This is a genomic window from Polynucleobacter aenigmaticus (assembly GCF_002206635.1).
Lineage (GTDB): Bacteria > Pseudomonadota > Gammaproteobacteria > Burkholderiales > Burkholderiaceae > Polynucleobacter > Polynucleobacter aenigmaticus.
On sequence record NZ_NGUO01000004.1, the window covers coordinates 1 to 15,513 of the forward strand.

At 45.1% G+C, this 15,513-nt stretch carries 12 protein-coding genes and 1 tRNA gene; 3 read left to right on the forward strand and 10 right to left on the reverse strand.

Translation table 11 applies throughout. From position 1 onward, the window contains the following. Positions 1–445: IS30 family transposase (locus CBI30_RS02615; RefSeq protein WP_143744343.1), on the forward strand; the 445-nt coding region annotated here is incomplete at its 5' end. A 68-nt stretch (positions 446–513) separates the two neighbouring features. Here CBI30_RS02615 and CBI30_RS02620 read toward each other — a convergent pair. From CBI30_RS02620 to CBI30_RS02640, 4 genes are all read right to left on the reverse strand, one after another. Then, positions 514–918, reverse strand: a complete 405-nt coding sequence (locus CBI30_RS02620) for a hypothetical protein (protein WP_088526781.1) — start codon at positions 916–918, stop codon at positions 514–516. 395 nt (positions 919–1,313) lie between these two features. Beyond that, the gene (locus tag CBI30_RS02625; RefSeq protein ID WP_088526782.1) at positions 1,314–2,117 is read right to left on the reverse strand and encodes a hypothetical protein; all 804 of its coding nucleotides are present in this window, start codon (positions 2,115–2,117) and stop codon (positions 1,314–1,316) included. 74 nt (positions 2,118–2,191) lie between these two features. After that, positions 2,192–2,734, reverse strand: a complete 543-nt coding sequence (locus CBI30_RS02630; RefSeq protein WP_161492261.1) for an MIP/aquaporin family protein — start codon at positions 2,732–2,734, stop codon at positions 2,192–2,194. Between the two features lie 264 nt (positions 2,735–2,998). After that, on the reverse strand, positions 2,999–4,459 hold the full coding sequence (locus CBI30_RS02640; protein WP_088526785.1) for a class II fumarate hydratase: 1,461 nt from the start codon (positions 4,457–4,459) through the stop codon (positions 2,999–3,001). A gap of 375 nt (positions 4,460–4,834) precedes the next feature. Here CBI30_RS02640 and CBI30_RS02645 point away from each other — a divergent pair, with 375 nt between their 5' ends. After that, complete coding sequence (locus CBI30_RS02645; RefSeq protein WP_161492262.1) at positions 4,835–6,562, forward strand: amidohydrolase; 1,728 nt, start codon at positions 4,835–4,837, stop codon at positions 6,560–6,562. Position 6,563: 1 nt separating this feature from the next. On the opposite strand, the gene CBI30_RS02650 is transcribed toward CBI30_RS02645, so the two are convergent. The 6 genes from CBI30_RS02650 to CBI30_RS02675 form a co-directional block, all read right to left on the reverse strand. Then, positions 6,564–7,544: a tyrosine-protein phosphatase gene (locus CBI30_RS02650; RefSeq protein WP_088526787.1), complete on the reverse strand. Its 981-nt coding sequence runs from the start codon at positions 7,542–7,544 to the stop codon at positions 6,564–6,566. Next, positions 7,541–9,535, reverse strand: coding sequence for a TIGR03768 family metallophosphoesterase (locus tag CBI30_RS02655; protein ID WP_088526788.1), 1,995 nt, complete (start codon positions 9,533–9,535; stop codon positions 7,541–7,543). Before CBI30_RS02655 ends, CBI30_RS02650 begins: the two co-directional genes overlap by 4 nt. 399 nt (positions 9,536–9,934) lie before the next feature. Continuing rightward, positions 9,935–10,024, reverse strand: a tRNA-Ser gene (locus CBI30_RS02660). A gap of 59 nt (positions 10,025–10,083) precedes the next feature. Beyond that, complete coding sequence (gene serS / locus CBI30_RS02665) at positions 10,084–11,394, reverse strand: serine--tRNA ligase (protein ID WP_088526789.1); 1,311 nt, start codon at positions 11,392–11,394, stop codon at positions 10,084–10,086. Positions 11,395–11,448: 54 nt separating this feature from the next. Next, complete coding sequence (lolA, locus tag CBI30_RS02670; protein WP_240553476.1) at positions 11,449–12,180, reverse strand: outer membrane lipoprotein periplasmic chaperone LolA; 732 nt, start codon at positions 12,178–12,180, stop codon at positions 11,449–11,451. Continuing rightward, positions 12,152–14,389, reverse strand: a complete 2,238-nt coding sequence (locus tag CBI30_RS02675; protein ID WP_370652524.1) for a DNA translocase FtsK — start codon at positions 14,387–14,389, stop codon at positions 12,152–12,154. The genes lolA and CBI30_RS02675 overlap by 29 nt, the downstream gene beginning before the upstream one ends. A gap of 114 nt (positions 14,390–14,503) precedes the next feature. Here CBI30_RS02675 and trxB point away from each other — a divergent pair, with 114 nt between their 5' ends. Then, a complete protein-coding gene (gene trxB / locus CBI30_RS02680; protein WP_088526792.1) occupies positions 14,504–15,460 on the forward strand; it encodes a thioredoxin-disulfide reductase in 957 nt (318 codons plus the stop codon). The last annotated feature ends 53 nt before the right edge of the window (positions 15,461–15,513 follow it).

Genomic DNA, 15,513 nt, shown 5'->3' on the forward strand with positions numbered 1-15,513 from the left:
TGATCTACTTTACGGAGATGCTAATAGCCAGATTGCTACTCTCGTTGAGCGCCAGACTCGCTATGTGATGCTAGTCAAGGTTGCTCGCAAAGATAGTCAAACAGTCGTCAATGCCTTAATTAAGCATGCGAGGAAATTACCAGACGAGTTGTATAAGTCGCTCACTTGGGATCGAGGCAAAGAGATGTCTGAACACAAACGCTTTACCTTAGCCACGGATGTTCAGGTTTACTTTTGTGATCCCCAGCATCCTTGGCAACGAGGCTCAAATGAAAATACCAATGGCTTACTAAGACAATACTTCCCTAAAGGAATGAGCGTAGCCAATTACTCGCAGGCTAAGCTTAATGCCATAGCCAGGAAACTTAATGAACGCCCTAGAAAAACACTAAACTATCAAACACCGGCAGAACGTTTTGCCCAATCTGTTGCGTTGACCAGTTGAATCCAAGACCCAAAGCGGATGCTCAAAGAAAAACCACCCGAAGGTGGCTTTGCCGAGCAATCTATTGCTTATTTAATCAAATCCAAAAACTGGACGTTGTTATTAATATTGACGAAAGAAGAAGAGTCATAGGAAAAATTTCCATTCTCAGTAAATAAGAACATGTATGCCTTCAATGGGCCATATCCGCCAGATTTTTCTTTGGCGTTCACATCACAAACAACCATCCATCCAAATTTTGGAGCCTCATAACTAAAAGTTCTTGCCCATGCTTTACGTGGTGGCGAGCATTCTTTCTTGGCGGCATTAGACTCATTAATATTAGCCTTGAGATATGCATTAACTTCCTTGTCGATTTCCGCTTGCTTGGGTTGGGGTGAAAACTTTGCCTGCTGGATCTCTGACTGGGTCACTGAAGTAGCGCAAGCCACTAATGCTAGTGCTGCAAACAAACTTATTAATTTAGCTTTCATAATATTTTCCCTTGAATTAGATGGGGCTAGTGATGCAACCACCCCACTGATTTTAACTTGAGTTGATTGGCATTGCTTTAGCTAACACTCAAATTACAATACCCCCACAATTCCTGATAAAAGCTTACTTTTAGCTGAACCCACTAAGGCCTGAAGTGACCGACTGCTATTGGCCACATAACCAGCATTCGACCAAACTAAGCCAAATAGACTCAATTCGACCCTAAGCGGCTACCGCGGGATAAAAAATGCAAAAAACTTAATTAGCGCTTTATGGCGTTAGAAGCACGTCATATTTTCACCACCACAAACCCAAAATTTCCGACATTAGATGGGGCGATGAACTTTTGATTTAGCGACTCTATCAAAGAGGGTTTTTACAAATGACATCAACATTAAAAATTGAATGAGATTTTGGCGTAAGTAGACCAATCATATTGTTGATAGGTTTGCACAACTTGCTTACTAGCACCAACGGCAACGACCCAGTTTTTATCAAGACGATGCAAAACCATGGCATCGATTGGAACAAACCACCCATTACCTGCTGTGTTAAGAATGGCTCCATTTTCATCCCAAAGTCGTAGGGTTGTGCTGGGGCTCAACTGAAAACCAATAGTTGGGAAGATATGTAGATTTCTCGCCAATACAGGTTGGGTGGGATTCGCTGCAAAACTATTGTTCTTAGCATCCCAACCATAGATATATCGAATTAAAGGAGAAAAGTCGGTTACCTTCAGAGTGCCATTAACCTCTGGCGTAAAGCGCCATCCCATTTGAGGGCCAGCAGCCCATTGCCCGTTATTTCCGAATGGAAAAATTACCCTCGCACCAACCAATGCTCCGAGAGGCTTCAAGAACTCCGGCGCTTGACCCCACACAGTAAAGAACATATTGCCAGCACCATATTGCCCCACATTGTTCGGGGTGGTAATGGAGTTGTAGTTAGAGGCAACATTGGCATCTACACGAATTCGGCCTTTCCAGTCGCCCACCTCTAGTGGGTTGTAATAACGGATCCTTAAGTCATTTTGGTAGTTATCGCTACCTTGATAATCGTGTGAAGCCCAAAACTCCAGCACCCTACTATCATCTAACTGTTGTGAATCGTTATAGAACTGGGAAAGTGGCGCCAATACATCTTCCGCATGAGCTTGTGAAATACAAAAGGCTAGTAATGGAATGACAAGAAATTTCATGCATTAAGAATTCATAAAAATATGTAATGGGCAGTGTTTAATATGCATAGGCCAAGCAAGGCCATAAGAGTAAATTAATCACTCTTATCCAGTGGTGTACCCATAGCCGCCTGGGATTCTGAAGCCTTCGCTGGCCCCCTCAAGAATCGCGCGACTAAAACAGCTAAAGCAGCTCCAACGATTGATCCAACAGGATAAATCCAATAGCCTGAAAAATTACCGAGGGCAAAATCCGGGCCAAATGCCCTGGCTGGATTAAAAGCAGCGCCATCAAATGGTCCGCCCATAGTTCCTGCCGCCATAATGTATCCGCCTACCGCAATCGGAACAAAGGGGCCATTGAGTTTAGGTCCATTAGCCATGCTGAGCACGAGCAAGACCATCGCAAAAGTTAGTACTGCTTCAAAAATAAGGGATTTAAAAACCAATCCTTCTTTGGGCATCGTTGCCGCTAAGTTACCCGCTTCACCAAATAAATAAAGCGCAAGACTTGAGCCTGCGGCTGCCGCAATGTACTGCACAACGATATATGCCAATGCCATGCCCTTGCCCATATCACCACGAATTGCAAAAGCCAAGGTCATCGCAGGGTTGAAGTGGGCGGAGATATCCCCCAAAAAAATATACTGCAGTCATTATCCAAAGAGCTGCAATAGCAGACAAGATAAAAGCATACTGATATGGGGCTAGGTCAGCACCTCCGTGCTGCGCAAGAATAGATGCGCCACCTGACAGAAAAAAAGTCATTCCAGAAAGACCAATAAACTCAGATACCAGCCTACGCTCTCTATGTCGACCACTTTTCCAGTCTGATGAAAATCGAGAACCCACCTGATTTTGGAGCGCCTTCTCCCCCACCAATTGCGTATCCTGCTCTGTCATTATTTACTCTTAATGTCTGCTGAGCCAGGCTTGGTCATGTTTAGTGGAACCACAATTCGATCAAACATTTCTTCAGTAACTCCCTTTGCAAGCGCAGCTTGCTTTAAGGTCAGATTATTGTCAATTGCGTAGTGCGCAATGACGGAGGCATTGTCATACCCAATCACTGGAGACAATGCAGTCACCATCATGACAGATCGCTCAATATTATTTGTTAACTGAGCCTGATTCACAACGGCGCCTTCAATCATGAACTCTCTAAAATGATCACACATATCAGCCATGATCAAAGCAGAATGAAGATAGTTATTAATAATAATTGGGCGGAATGCATTCAGTTCAAAATTACCTTCTGCGCCACCCATTTGCACTGCAACATCTGAACCCATAATCTGGATGCAAACCATCAACATTGCTTCGGCTTGGGTTGGATTTACCTTGCCGGGCATGATTGAGGAGCCTGGCTCATTCGCTGGAAAAGTCATTTCCATTAAACCTGTTCTTGGGCCAGATCCCAGCCAGCGCATATCGTTAGCAATCTTAAATAAGGTGACAGCAGTTGTCTTCAAACCAGCATGCGCACGGACCATGCGATCAAGAGTGCCTTGAGCGGTAAATTTATTATCTGCAGTTTTGATAGTAAAACCAGTTAATTCTGAGAGAGTTGCGGCAACCTCATCACCAAAGCCAACAGGGGCATTTAATCCAGTACCAACAGCAGTCCCACCCATGGCAACTTGTAGCAGCCCTTGAGATGCATGGGTTAATTCAGCAATAGCGTCACTGACTGCACCAGCGTAACCCGACCATTCTTGACCAACAGTTAATGGGGTTGCGTCCTCTAAATGGGTTCGACCAATCTTGACAATATCAGCCCATTGTTTTGACTTAGCATCAAGCGCATCGTGTAAGCGCGTTAAAGCAGGTAGCGTTTTTTCAGTAACCATCTTGTATGCAGCAATATGCATGGCTGTTGGGAAAGTGTCGTTACTAGATTGACCCATATTGACATGGTCATTTGGATGAATTGGCTCTTGACTACCCAAGGTACCGCCAACTAATTGAATACAGCGATTGGAAATAACTTCATTCAAATTCATATTGGACTGAGTGCCAGATCCAGTCTGCCAGACATACAAAGGAAACTCACTATCTAAACTACCATTAATAACCTCATCTGCAACTTGCTCTATTAATTTCCCTTTCCACTCAGGGAGACGACCAGCTTTTGTATTTACAATCGCAGCCGCTTTTTTTACATATCCATACGCGTGATAGACCTCTTTAGGCATCAAATCATGCCCAATATTGAAGTGAATTAAGCTACGCTGTGTTTGCGCACCCCAATAGTGATTGGCAGGAACTGCGATCGTGCCAATACTATCAAATTCATTGCGTGTACCAGTGGCATTAATTCCGATTGGTAAATTGAGGATTGCTGGGATAGCTTCTGCTGTCATGATGTTTCCATTTAAAGTGCATCGAAGAGAGCTGATTATTATAGTTAGGTAGGCCCTACATGTAAGAATACATACATACTTCCAATAATTACTTACGTACTTTGTGACGCAAAAGGAAGAACAACTTAGAAATTTCTCCCTAAGTAGTTGATTTTATTAGCGGGCTCTACCAAGTTCTATTGAATTATTTTAACGTCTCTTAATGGCCGATTTGAATCATCCGAGTGAATTCGATCAATTTAGCTCTTGTCGACCCATAGGGGTCACATTGCAGGCTTTGAATGGTAATTTGCACTAGACCTTGATCCACATCAACCGATTGACATCAATTGCTGCTTTAATCTATTAAGACAAATAATGAGGGTGCCCTTCGTCATGCGTAAATATCTCAAACCACCGCACCTAGCCACTCTAATAATGATTCTTTTCATTACTTTTTTTGGCTCACAAACTTACGCAAAAGAGCAGGCAGATGTGATCTTCATTAACGGTCAAATTGAGACCCTAAATAACACTCAATCACATGCAAATGCCGTAGCTATTAAGAATGAAAAATTCATCGCCGTAGGCCCTAACAAAAAAATCAAAGCTTATATCGGATCCGGCACTAAAGTTATCGATCTTAATCAGCAATTTGTTGTGCCCGGGTTAATTGATGGACATACCCATCCCATGGAAACTATTTGGATGAAAGAAGATTGGGTAGACGCACGCTATCCAGGAACCCCTTCCGTTAAACAGGCATTACAAAATCTTGCTGATCGAATCAAAGTTACTCCAAAGGATCAATGGGTATATGTAGCTTGTGTCTCAGCCAGTGAAAATAAATTCGTGGAGAAACGCGTACCCACTAAATCTGAATTGGATCTGATTGCTCCCAATAATCCTGTTGTGGTTGCCAATGGCACCCATATGGCGATTGCTAATTCAGTAGCGTTAGAAAAACTGGGGGCGACCAAAGGTATCACTAAATTACCTCATGGTAGTGGCGTGTTGCTTGATAAAGACGGCAACCCAACCGGGGTGATCACTGATGGCCAAGGAGATATACCAGCAGCCCCCAAGTCTACTGAAATTGCCCGCTACTACTCTACTGAAATAGCCAAATTGTGGAACCAGAATGGGTTTACATCTGTGCTGGCTATAACGCCTGTAGGAGCACTTCCTGTATTGCAAGCAGTCTCTAAATCGGTTGCCAAACCGAATATCCGCTATTCCGTATCGGTGTGGGCAGAACCCAATGGACAAGGTCTTCCTAAAGATTTCAGCTCTTTAGAGATGCCAAAAGAGGCTGATGCAGCTTACTATCGCTTCTTTGGAGTGAAAGCCTGGGTCGACGGGGAAAATGATTGCAGAACAGGCTTTATGTACGAGACCTACGTTGGAAACTTAGATACGGATCCTCCCGGCAATAAAGGCACTCTCGTCACCACTGAAAGTAACGCCAATGCCTTTGCAAAGTTAGCCAATCGAAATCAGAAAATAGCCATGCTCCATTGTTCGGGTGATGCCGCAACAGACATTGGCCTAAATGCATATCAGCATGTCATTAACACTACCCACGCCACCACCATTAAGCGAATTGAACACTTTGGAATGTTTCAGCTTTCTGAGCAGCAATTACAACGAGCTAAAAAAATGAAAAAGGATGGTTTGCATATTTCCGTACAGCCCATTTGGCTGTTGGAATTGGTTAACGCAGACTATGAAAATATGGGTGCACAGCGCACTGAAACTGGATTTAAATTTCAAAGCATGATCAAAGCGGGGCTAGAGCCCGCGGCTGGTACGGATATGACTGGTATTTACTTGGGCAATATTGACCCGTTTAAAGCAATGTATGCCAGCGTCACCAGACAGTCAGATAAGGGCATCTTTGAACCCCAAGAAGCCATTTCTGTTCTGGATGCTTTAAAAATGTGGACCATCTGGCCAGCTAAAGCAGTTGGCGAAGAAAAAGTAAAAGGCAGTATTGAAGTTGGGAAGTATGCTGATATGGCAGTACTCTCTAAAAATATCTTTCAGATTGCAAAGGAGAGTTTAAAAGATGTACAAGTTAATAAGACTATTGTCGGCGGAAGAATTATTTATGAGCGCCAATAACTTAATCTGCGCCTAAGACGCCACGACCGTGCATTAAATACATTTCTCGAAGATGCTTTTGCTCAGTGGCATTGATTTTTAGTCCCTCTAAGAAATATCGCTCAATCGTTCCGTAGCGCTTATACATCTCATCAAAAGATGCTTCTAAGTACTGTTGCTTCACGCCAAAAAGCGCCGCAGGAATACCAGGATCGCCACCCCCAGCAATAAATGCATCAATCTCCTTCTGATGCATTGGCAATAAATAGTCGTTACTGCGCAAGTAATCAGAAAATACTTGGTCTTTAGGCACACCTAAGAAAGTTAGTAAGGCTGCGGCTCCCCAGCCCGTCCTATCCTTACCATTGGTGCAGTGAAACACCCCCGGCAAATTAGCAACATCGGACAGGGATAGAAAAAGTATTCGGTACGATTTTTGTGCACTGGGAAGCAATACAAAATCCCGATAAAGCGCAACAAAACTCGCCTCAACCCCCTTCGCACCACCCCATTTTTGAGTTGCTAATTTGGGATTTTGAAACAGTATGTTAATCTGATCGGGCGGCGTGATTAAGTCCTCACCTGCCATCACATTAAGCCGAACATACGTAATCTCCGGAGGAATATTGTCGGGTTGAGCCACAATCTCAGCTGATGTGCGTAAGTCGTAATCAGTCTTTAATTTAAGTGCCTGCAGCTTGATTAAATCTTCTGCATCCATGGCGTAGAACTCATTGGAGCGATAGGCCATTCCCCTCACCACAACATCTCCATTTTTAGTGACATACCCGCCAAGATCCCGCAGATTGGGGACGGGGCTAATATTGAGAAATATCCCTAGACTTTCACCTGGAGCTAAGACTGCAGAGGGCGCTTGCGCCAGAGCAAACGGCCCCACGCAATAAATTGCAATAACAAATAAATATTTTGCAAAAGTACGCCTAGATACGCCCCGACCCTCAAATACAGAAAACTTGAATGCTGAAATGGTGAAGTCCCTCATATAGGAAATCGATTTTTCAGCGCTTTAATCATGGCGGGGCTTAAGGGTTTAAATAATTCAGCGTTATAAGATGCGCAATATGGCACTCCCGCAATATCCCCATATCGAATTGACGTATCAGCCGTTCCATTCTGTGGCCGCGTTGGGTCCATCGAGACAACAGGTATAGCTCCGAATGCACGCTCTACATTCGGCGCATTTGGTCGCATATCATTTTGAATAATTTGTTGTGCTGCAATTGCCATGCGCCTTCCACTCTCAGCGGGTGTACCCTCACGTACCGCAGGATCAACATTCACAGTCACAATAGAAATACTGTAATCACTATTGAGATAGACCTGCAAGGTACGAAACTGTTGCGGGAAGTCATGTAAAGAACTGGTTTCAATTTGCCAAAATCCATGCTCTGCGGGAGCACCTAAAGGCGCTTTAAACGCCTTAACGGTATTGACATGGCGATGCCCCGCTAGCCAACATAAGACCTGACCATTGGCTTGAATTTCTGAAACTAATTTAGCGAGAGAGATTGCGTTTTTCAACTTTGCATGAGGGTCGCGGGTTGATTCCCACCACTCCATCTCACTTCCAATAGGTGCTACACCAAGTGGAACATGTGATGCAATGATCACTAACTCCAGTCTTTTCTTTGCAAGATTCAATTGCGACCGCAACCATTTAACCCGAGTAGCACTCAAATAACCATGCCCATGAATATCATGACTGCCATCTTTTGGGTCCTGAACATTATCCAAAACAATCATACGTAACGGTATGTCAGCTTTCGGTAAAAAACTGTAGCAAGAAAATCCAGACTCCTCCTTGTCATAGTTGGGGTCTACCAAATGAAATCCATGTCCCTGCGGTAAAGAGCTAGTATTAAAAAATTCAGCAATCCATTCTTTTTTTGTAAGCGAGCGGCGATTCAGGTTGGGAGAATTGAAGGGCTGCTTTAAAAAATTACTGACCGGTCCAGCATGAATGATTTCCCCATACTCAGATGCACCGTTGATCGTACCCATGTAATAGAGTGGGGACTTTAAGCTCACCGTAGTATCAAAAAGACATGGGAAAAATGGAAAATCTTTTATCGGCTTGAGCACATCGCCGACAGCCCAGATACGATCGTTTACATAGGAGTTTCGAAGCTGAAGACTGGGATCCGCATCAACAGATACACTCCCAATCATAAAAAGATCATGATTGCCATTGACTTGGTACCAGGGAATTTCGGGCAATAGGCCGGCAGACTTAAAGGGTTTCTGATAAGAGGTGGCATCTTGAGTGGCATCCCCGCTAGTATTGGGATAAATCACTTTTCCATCCAAAATATCCAGATACCATCGAGTCTCGTTATATTGGGTAGAGTTGCAGGTATCCCCTAAGGACAATCCAAAATCGAATGCATGAGTTGCATGCAAAGCGTTTGCAGTTTGAATGGCAGCATCAAGAACCTGGGTAGTGGTTAACATCGTCGGCGAATAGATTGAGGTCATTGGCGCGCCAAATTCAGAATCTAATTGTTGAATTGCAATTAATTGATTGCCTGCCTGCTTGTCAGTTAGGTGAATATCACTCACCGTAAAGAATGAGCTTAAGCGCTGTAGTCTCTTGATATGCTCGGGTTGATAGCCCTCTGGCATCAAGTCAAAGCGACGTTCAATCGGGAGTCCTGGGCCATAGGTATAGCTACCGTATTGATATTTTTTATATTGGTTTAAATAATGCAATTCAGTAGGGGCAAGCCCTTTGTCAGAGGCGGGTGATTTGACTAAATCTGGCACTGAAAAAGAAAGCATGCGCTCTACTGTTGTTCTGACCTCACTATCAATTTTGTAAGTAGTAAATATTCCATTTTTCGCTGCAAAACCCCATCTAGAATAAGTCATCACAATACTTCCGATGGAGTACTTTATGAATGAGCGACGCGAAAAACGATGCACTGTTTTCTCTTGGTCAGCACCATCTTTAGACGTATCCAATTGAACTTTCATGATTCCTTTATTTTTTCGATAGCTGTAGTCATAAACAACAATAGAATCTTGGGTATTTTTTGCGCATACCAGTACAACCCTATTCCTCCGATTTTCCTTAGACTTGACTTAAATCAAATCACTTGTCGATATATTCAATTCAAAGCTTTTTAATCCCCCTGAATCGAGATTTGCTGGTGAAGGAAGTTAAATGAATGCCTACTCTCGGCCGTTAGCTGCCTTACAAGCACTCCCTAAGTAGACCAAATCCACCGTCTTTTAAGCTCACTGAGAGAAGTGGGCAATTGAGGTGAAAAAACCTCACCAAACCAACCCAAGAGAAACTAAAAACAAAAAAGCCCCGCGTACTGTGGGGCTCATTCGTTAATTTCTCTAAATTGATGAAATCTAGAGACTAGCTGGCGGAGAGGGTGGGATTCGAACCCACGGTAGGTTTGACCCTACGCCTGATTTCGAGTCAGGTACATTCGACCACTCTGCCACCTCTCCGAACCGAATGCAATTATAGCTTTGGGGGGTTGGTTTAGCTTTTTAGTGTTTTTATTGAATTAGATAGGTTTGAGCACTTTCAAACCACCCAAGTATGACTGTAACGCCGTGGGAATGGCGATACTACCGTCAGCTTGTTGTTTGTTTTCAAGGAGCGCCACTAGCGCTCTGCCCACTGCAAGACCTGAGCCGTTCAATGTGTGCAGCAATTCTGGTTTGCCTTGGCCAACCTTAAATCGTGCCTGCATTCGTCTTGCTTGGAAATCACCCATGCTAGAGCAAGAGCTAATCTCACGATACGCTTTTTGTGATGGAACCCAGACTTCTAAGTCATAGGTCTTGGTGCTACCAAAACCCATGTCGCCAGTGCAGAGCAACACTTTTCTGTAAGGCAACTCAAGTAGCTCCAGAATTTTTTCTGCATGGCCCGTTAATTCTTCTAGGGCTTGCATGGAATCTTCTGGTTTAGTGATTTGGACCAACTCCACTTTATCGAACTGGTGTTGACGAATCATGCCGCGTACATCGCGCCCATAACTTCCTGCCTCAGATCTAAAGCATGGGGTGTGAGCAACAAACCTCAAAGGCAACTCTTCAGCCGCTGTAATGGTGTCACGTACTAAATTCGTTACCGGCACTTCTGCAGTAGGAATGAGATAGAAGCTTTCAGTTTTAGATTCTCCCGCCCCATCCTCACCACCTATCTGACGAGGAACCTTAAATAAGTCCTCTTCAAATTTCGGCAACTGGCCAGTACCACGCATAGAAGCAGCGTTAACCATATATGGCGCATAGACTTCTTGGTAGTTGTGATGCGTCGTATGGATATCGAGCATGAACTGCGCTAAGGCACGATGCAATCTAGCAATAGGTCCCTTGAGAACGACAAAGCGTGAGCCACTAATTTTCGCAGCTACTTCAAAATCTAGACCAAGCGGACCACCAAGATCGACGTGATCCTTAATCTCAAAATCAAATGTTGGAGCCTCACCCCAGCGCTTTACTTCTTTATTCTCGGCCTCATCTTTACCAAGCGGTACTGCTTCATCTGGAAGATTGGGAATATTCATTAGGAAATCCGCAATCTCCACTTGAAGGATAGATAGTCTTGCCGCGCCTGATTCCATATCGACATTGATTTGGCCTGCTTCAGCCATCTCAGTTGTCGCATCCTCACCCTTACCTTTTTTCATACCAATGGCTTTGGCCAATTGATTGCGTTTTGCTTGCAACTCTTCAGTGCGGGTCTGTAAGGATTTTCGCTCGGATTCTAGGGCATTGAATTTCTCAATATCCAATTGGAATTTACGGGTTGCTAAACGCGCAGCAACGGCTACGATATCTTTGCGGAGTAATTGCGGATCAATCATGTAATGCTCTACTGGTTAGGGTGTTAGGAGTGCTAATGAGGCACTAATTTAGCTCTAGTTTAAGCGTAAGACTTCAGCGCCTGCAGGTGGCGTAAAGGTAAAGCGATTAGCGGGTAAATTGACATTGAGCACAATCTTATCCAAAGTCACCAACACAACACTTCCCAGACCGTCAATCAACTCCAGCGATTTAGGCAGGCCATTGACCATACCCACTGAAATCTTGGTATAGGGTAAGTCGATTCCATTTTTTGCGTTAGGGGTTTTCTTGGGCGCTAGGGCAACCCATTTCATACCCAAACGGTCTTCGCCATCAACCAAATCAAAGTGTTGATCCAGAGAAGTTTCACCAAACAAGATTGCCGCTGGTGTTGCAGCTAAAGCCTGCCCAGATGGACGAAAAGTAGCCTGATTTAAATCCTTATCCCACAAAATGAGTTGCTTACCATCGGCAATCAGTTTTTGTTCATAAGGCTTTTGGGTCTCCCAAATAAATCTACCTGGGCGCTGAAATACAAAACGCCCCTGGGTTTGACGAACGACTTTTAAACCTTTGTCCTGAGGTTCATTAGCCTTAGGAGCGCGTAACTGTTGTTGCACAAACTCCCCTTCAGCAGTTTTTGAGTTGCGTACAAATTGACGTAACTGCTCTGCACCACTATCACCTTCAGCAAACGCGGGATTAGCAAATCCGGAAACTGTGAGAGTGAGCATCACAGCAGTAACTACCGTTATCAATCTTTTCAAAGTAATCGCCTTACTCGGAAGAGCGGTGGAGGATTTCACGATTACCGCCATTACCCATTTTAGAAACGAGCCCTGCTTTTTCCATATCTTCTAGCAAGCGCGCAGCGCGGTTATAACCAATACGCAAGTGACGTTGTACCAATGAAATAGATGGACGTTTATTTTCTAAAACGATAGCGACTGCCTGGTCATACAAAGGATCAGCTTCGCCACCACCCTCACCAGTCAAGGCATCCATTGTGGATTCATCGGCACCCTCAAGAACGCCGTCAATGTAATTGGCTTCGCCCTTTTCTTTGAGCCACTCGACTACGCGATGGACTTCATCATCAGAAACAAAGGCGCCGTGAACACGGACAGGCAATCCAGTACCTGGAGCCATGTAGAGCATGTCGCCCATACCGAGGAGCGCTTCAGCACCCTGTTGATCCAGAATGGTACGGCTATCAATCTTGCTACTGACCTGGAAAGAAATACGGGTTGGTACGTTTGCTTTGATCAAACCAGTAATCACATCCACGCTCGGACGTTGTGTTGCCAATACCAAGTGGATGCCAGCAGCACGAGCTTTTTGAGCAATACGTGCAATCAACTCCTCAATCTTCTTACCGGAGACCATCATCAAGTCAGCTAACTCATCGATCACAATGACAATCACTGGTGCCCTATAGATTGGCTCTGGATCATCCGGAGTCAGACTAAATGGATTGGTGAGCTTCTCACCTTTTTCTTCAGCCTCTAAAATCTTTTTATTGAAGCCGGCAAGGTTACGCACGCCAAACTTACTCATGAGTTTGTAGCGACGCTCCATCTCGTTCACGGCCCAATTAAGCGCGTTATATGCCTGCTTCATATCCGTCACCACTGGACACAAAAGATGGGGAATCTTGTCGTACATCGCCATCTCTAGCATCTTCGGATCAATCATGATCAAGCGCACTTCATCCGGTTTTGCCTTGAAGAGGATCGACAAAATCATGGCATTAATACCAACCGACTTACCAGCACCAGTGGTACCCGCAACCAAGCAGTGCGGCATCTTCGCCAAGTCGGCAACCATTGGGGCGCCAGAAATATCTTTACCTAAGGCAAGCGTCAATAAAGAGTGGCTGTCGTTATAGATCTGCGAAGTCAAAATCTCAGAAAGGTAAACCGATTGGCGCGTTGGATTGGGTAGCTCCAAGGCCATACAGGTTTTACCTGGGATGGTTTCCACTACGCGCATGCTCACTACGCCAAGGGATCGAGCCAAGTCACGTGAGAGGTTCACAATTTGACTGCCCTTAACGCCAACAGCAGGATCAATTTCATAACGCGTTACTACTGGTCCTGGGTAGGCGGCAATCACTTTGACCTCCACATTGAACTCAGCCAACTTGCGCTCAATTAAGCGAGAAGTAAATTCCAATACGTCCGCTGAAATCGTTTCTTTCGCTTCAGGCACAGGATCAAGCAATGCCAATGGCGGCAATTCTGAATCTGGGATGTCTACAAACAGGGGTTGCTGCTTCTCACGCTCAACACGAGCACTTTTCACAACCTCTACTGGAGCACGAACAATTTGCACAGGTTTAGCAATTTCCACGCGCCCACGGAACTCTTCAACAAACTCTTCACGCTCTTCAGCGGCAGCTTCACCCAGCCTGCGATCAGCCTCACTATCACGACGCTCGCGCAAGCGGTTGTATGCAAGCTCAAGGGAGCGCCCCACTTTTTCAGCAACATCTAACCAGGAAAAATGAAGAAATAAAGAAAGGCCGGCACAAAGGCTAAATAGCAAAACCAAAGTGGAGCCAGTAAATCCCAATGACATTTGCAGGGGATCGCCAATCAACTCACCCAAAATGCCTCCAGGAGGCCTTGGAAGCTCCCAAGCCAAGGAATGCAGGCGAATAGACTCTAGACCCATACTGCTCAGTAAAGTCAGCCCAAAGCCCAGCCAGCGCATTAATAGAGAGTCTGGTTTGGCATCGGGGTCCGGAGGCAAGGGAATACTCCAAAGCTCACGCCAGCCACTCAAAACTCGGCGCCCAAAGAGGACTACCCACCAAAATGCTGAAATACCGAAAATATAGAGCAATAAATCCGCTAAATAGGCCCCAAAGCGACCCCCTAGGTTCTTGGGAGCCTCAAAACTGGCATGGGACCAAGCGGGATCTGCCTTGGAGTAGGTCACTAAAATAGCCAATAAACCCAGGCAAAGGCCGCAAGAGATAAACCAGCGGGCCTCCATCAGAAGGCGGGGCATCCTGCCCTGGCCTTGATTCTCAGGGGGCTGGGGGCTTAAAGGGGTTTTAGACTTCGGGTATGCGGTTCTAGCCATGTTCTACCGATTGTAAACAAGCAATCCTATAATTTGGGTATGACTACAAATACTCCAAAACACTCCAAAGTCCTCATTCTCGGTTCAGGCCCTGCCGGCTACACAGCTGCCGTATATGCAGCGCGCGCCAACTTGAGCCCAACTCTCATTACTGGCCTAGCGCAAGGCGGTCAATTAATGACTACTACTGATGTAGAAAACTGGCCTGCCGACCCCGATGGCGTTCAAGGACCAGAACTGATGGATCGCTTTTTAAAGCACGCTGAGCGCTTTAATACCAACATCATTTTTGATCACATTCATACTGCCGCCTTAACAGAAAAACCCATTCGTCTAGTTGGCGACTCTGGCACCTACACTTGTGATGCCTTAATTATTTCCACTGGCGCTTCTGCACAGTACATTGGCCTACCTAGTGAAGAAGCATTCATGGGTCGCGGTGTTTCTGGATGCGCGACTTGCGATGGCTTCTTCTACCGTAATCAAGATGTCTGCGTAGTTGGTGGTGGCAATACTGCTGTTGAAGAGGCACTCTACCTCACAGGCATTGCAAAAAAAGTGACCGTAATTCATCGCCGAGATAAATTCCGTGCAGAGCCCATTCTGAATGATCGGCTTATGGCCAAAGTTGCAGAAGGCAAAGTAGAGCTCAAATTAAATGCCACACTCGACGAAGTACTCGGCGACGAAAAAGGTGTTACTGGAGTTCGCATTAAAAAGGAAGATGGCAGCACTGAAGATCTTGCCGTAACTGGTGCCTTTATCGCGATTGGCCACAAACCCAATACCGAGCTATTTATTGGTCAACTAGACATGAACAATGGCTACCTTAAGACTCACTCTGGTTTAGAAGGTAATGCCACTGCAACCAATATCCCAGGCGTATTTGCAGCGGGCGATGTGCAGGACCATATTTACCGTCAAGCCATCACTAGCGCCGGTACAGGCTGTATGGCTGCATTAGATGCCCAGCGTTATTTGGAGACTTTAGCTTAGTACCAATTTAGCCAAGAGATTAATAAAAATGCCTAGCAGTGCTAGGCATTTTT

Bases quoted from the DNA above. Each gene is read 5' to 3' on its own strand.
- CBI30_RS02620 (WP_088526781.1), bottom strand. From the start codon at position 918: ATGAAAGCTAAATTAATAAGTTTGTTTGCAGCACTAGCATTAGTGGCT.
- trxB (WP_088526792.1), top strand. From the start codon at position 14,504: ATGACTACAAATACTCCAAAACACTCCAAAGTCCTCATTCTCGGTTCA.
- CBI30_RS02625 (WP_088526782.1), bottom strand. From the start codon at position 2,117: ATGAAATTTCTTGTCATTCCATTACTAGCCTTTTGTATTTCACAAGCT.
- CBI30_RS02675 (WP_370652524.1), bottom strand. From the start codon at position 14,389: ATGCCCCGCCTTCTGATGGAGGCCCGCTGGTTTATCTCTTGCGGCCTT.
- serS (WP_088526789.1), bottom strand. From the start codon at position 11,394: ATGATTGATCCGCAATTACTCCGCAAAGATATCGTAGCCGTTGCTGCG.
- CBI30_RS02640 (WP_088526785.1), bottom strand. From the start codon at position 4,459: ATGACAGCAGAAGCTATCCCAGCAATCCTCAATTTACCAATCGGAATT.
- CBI30_RS02655 (WP_088526788.1), bottom strand. From the start codon at position 9,535: ATGAAAGTTCAATTGGATACGTCTAAAGATGGTGCTGACCAAGAGAAA.
- CBI30_RS02650 (WP_088526787.1), bottom strand. From the start codon at position 7,544: ATGAGGGACTTCACCATTTCAGCATTCAAGTTTTCTGTATTTGAGGGT.
- CBI30_RS02645 (WP_161492262.1), top strand. From the start codon at position 4,835: ATGCGTAAATATCTCAAACCACCGCACCTAGCCACTCTAATAATGATT.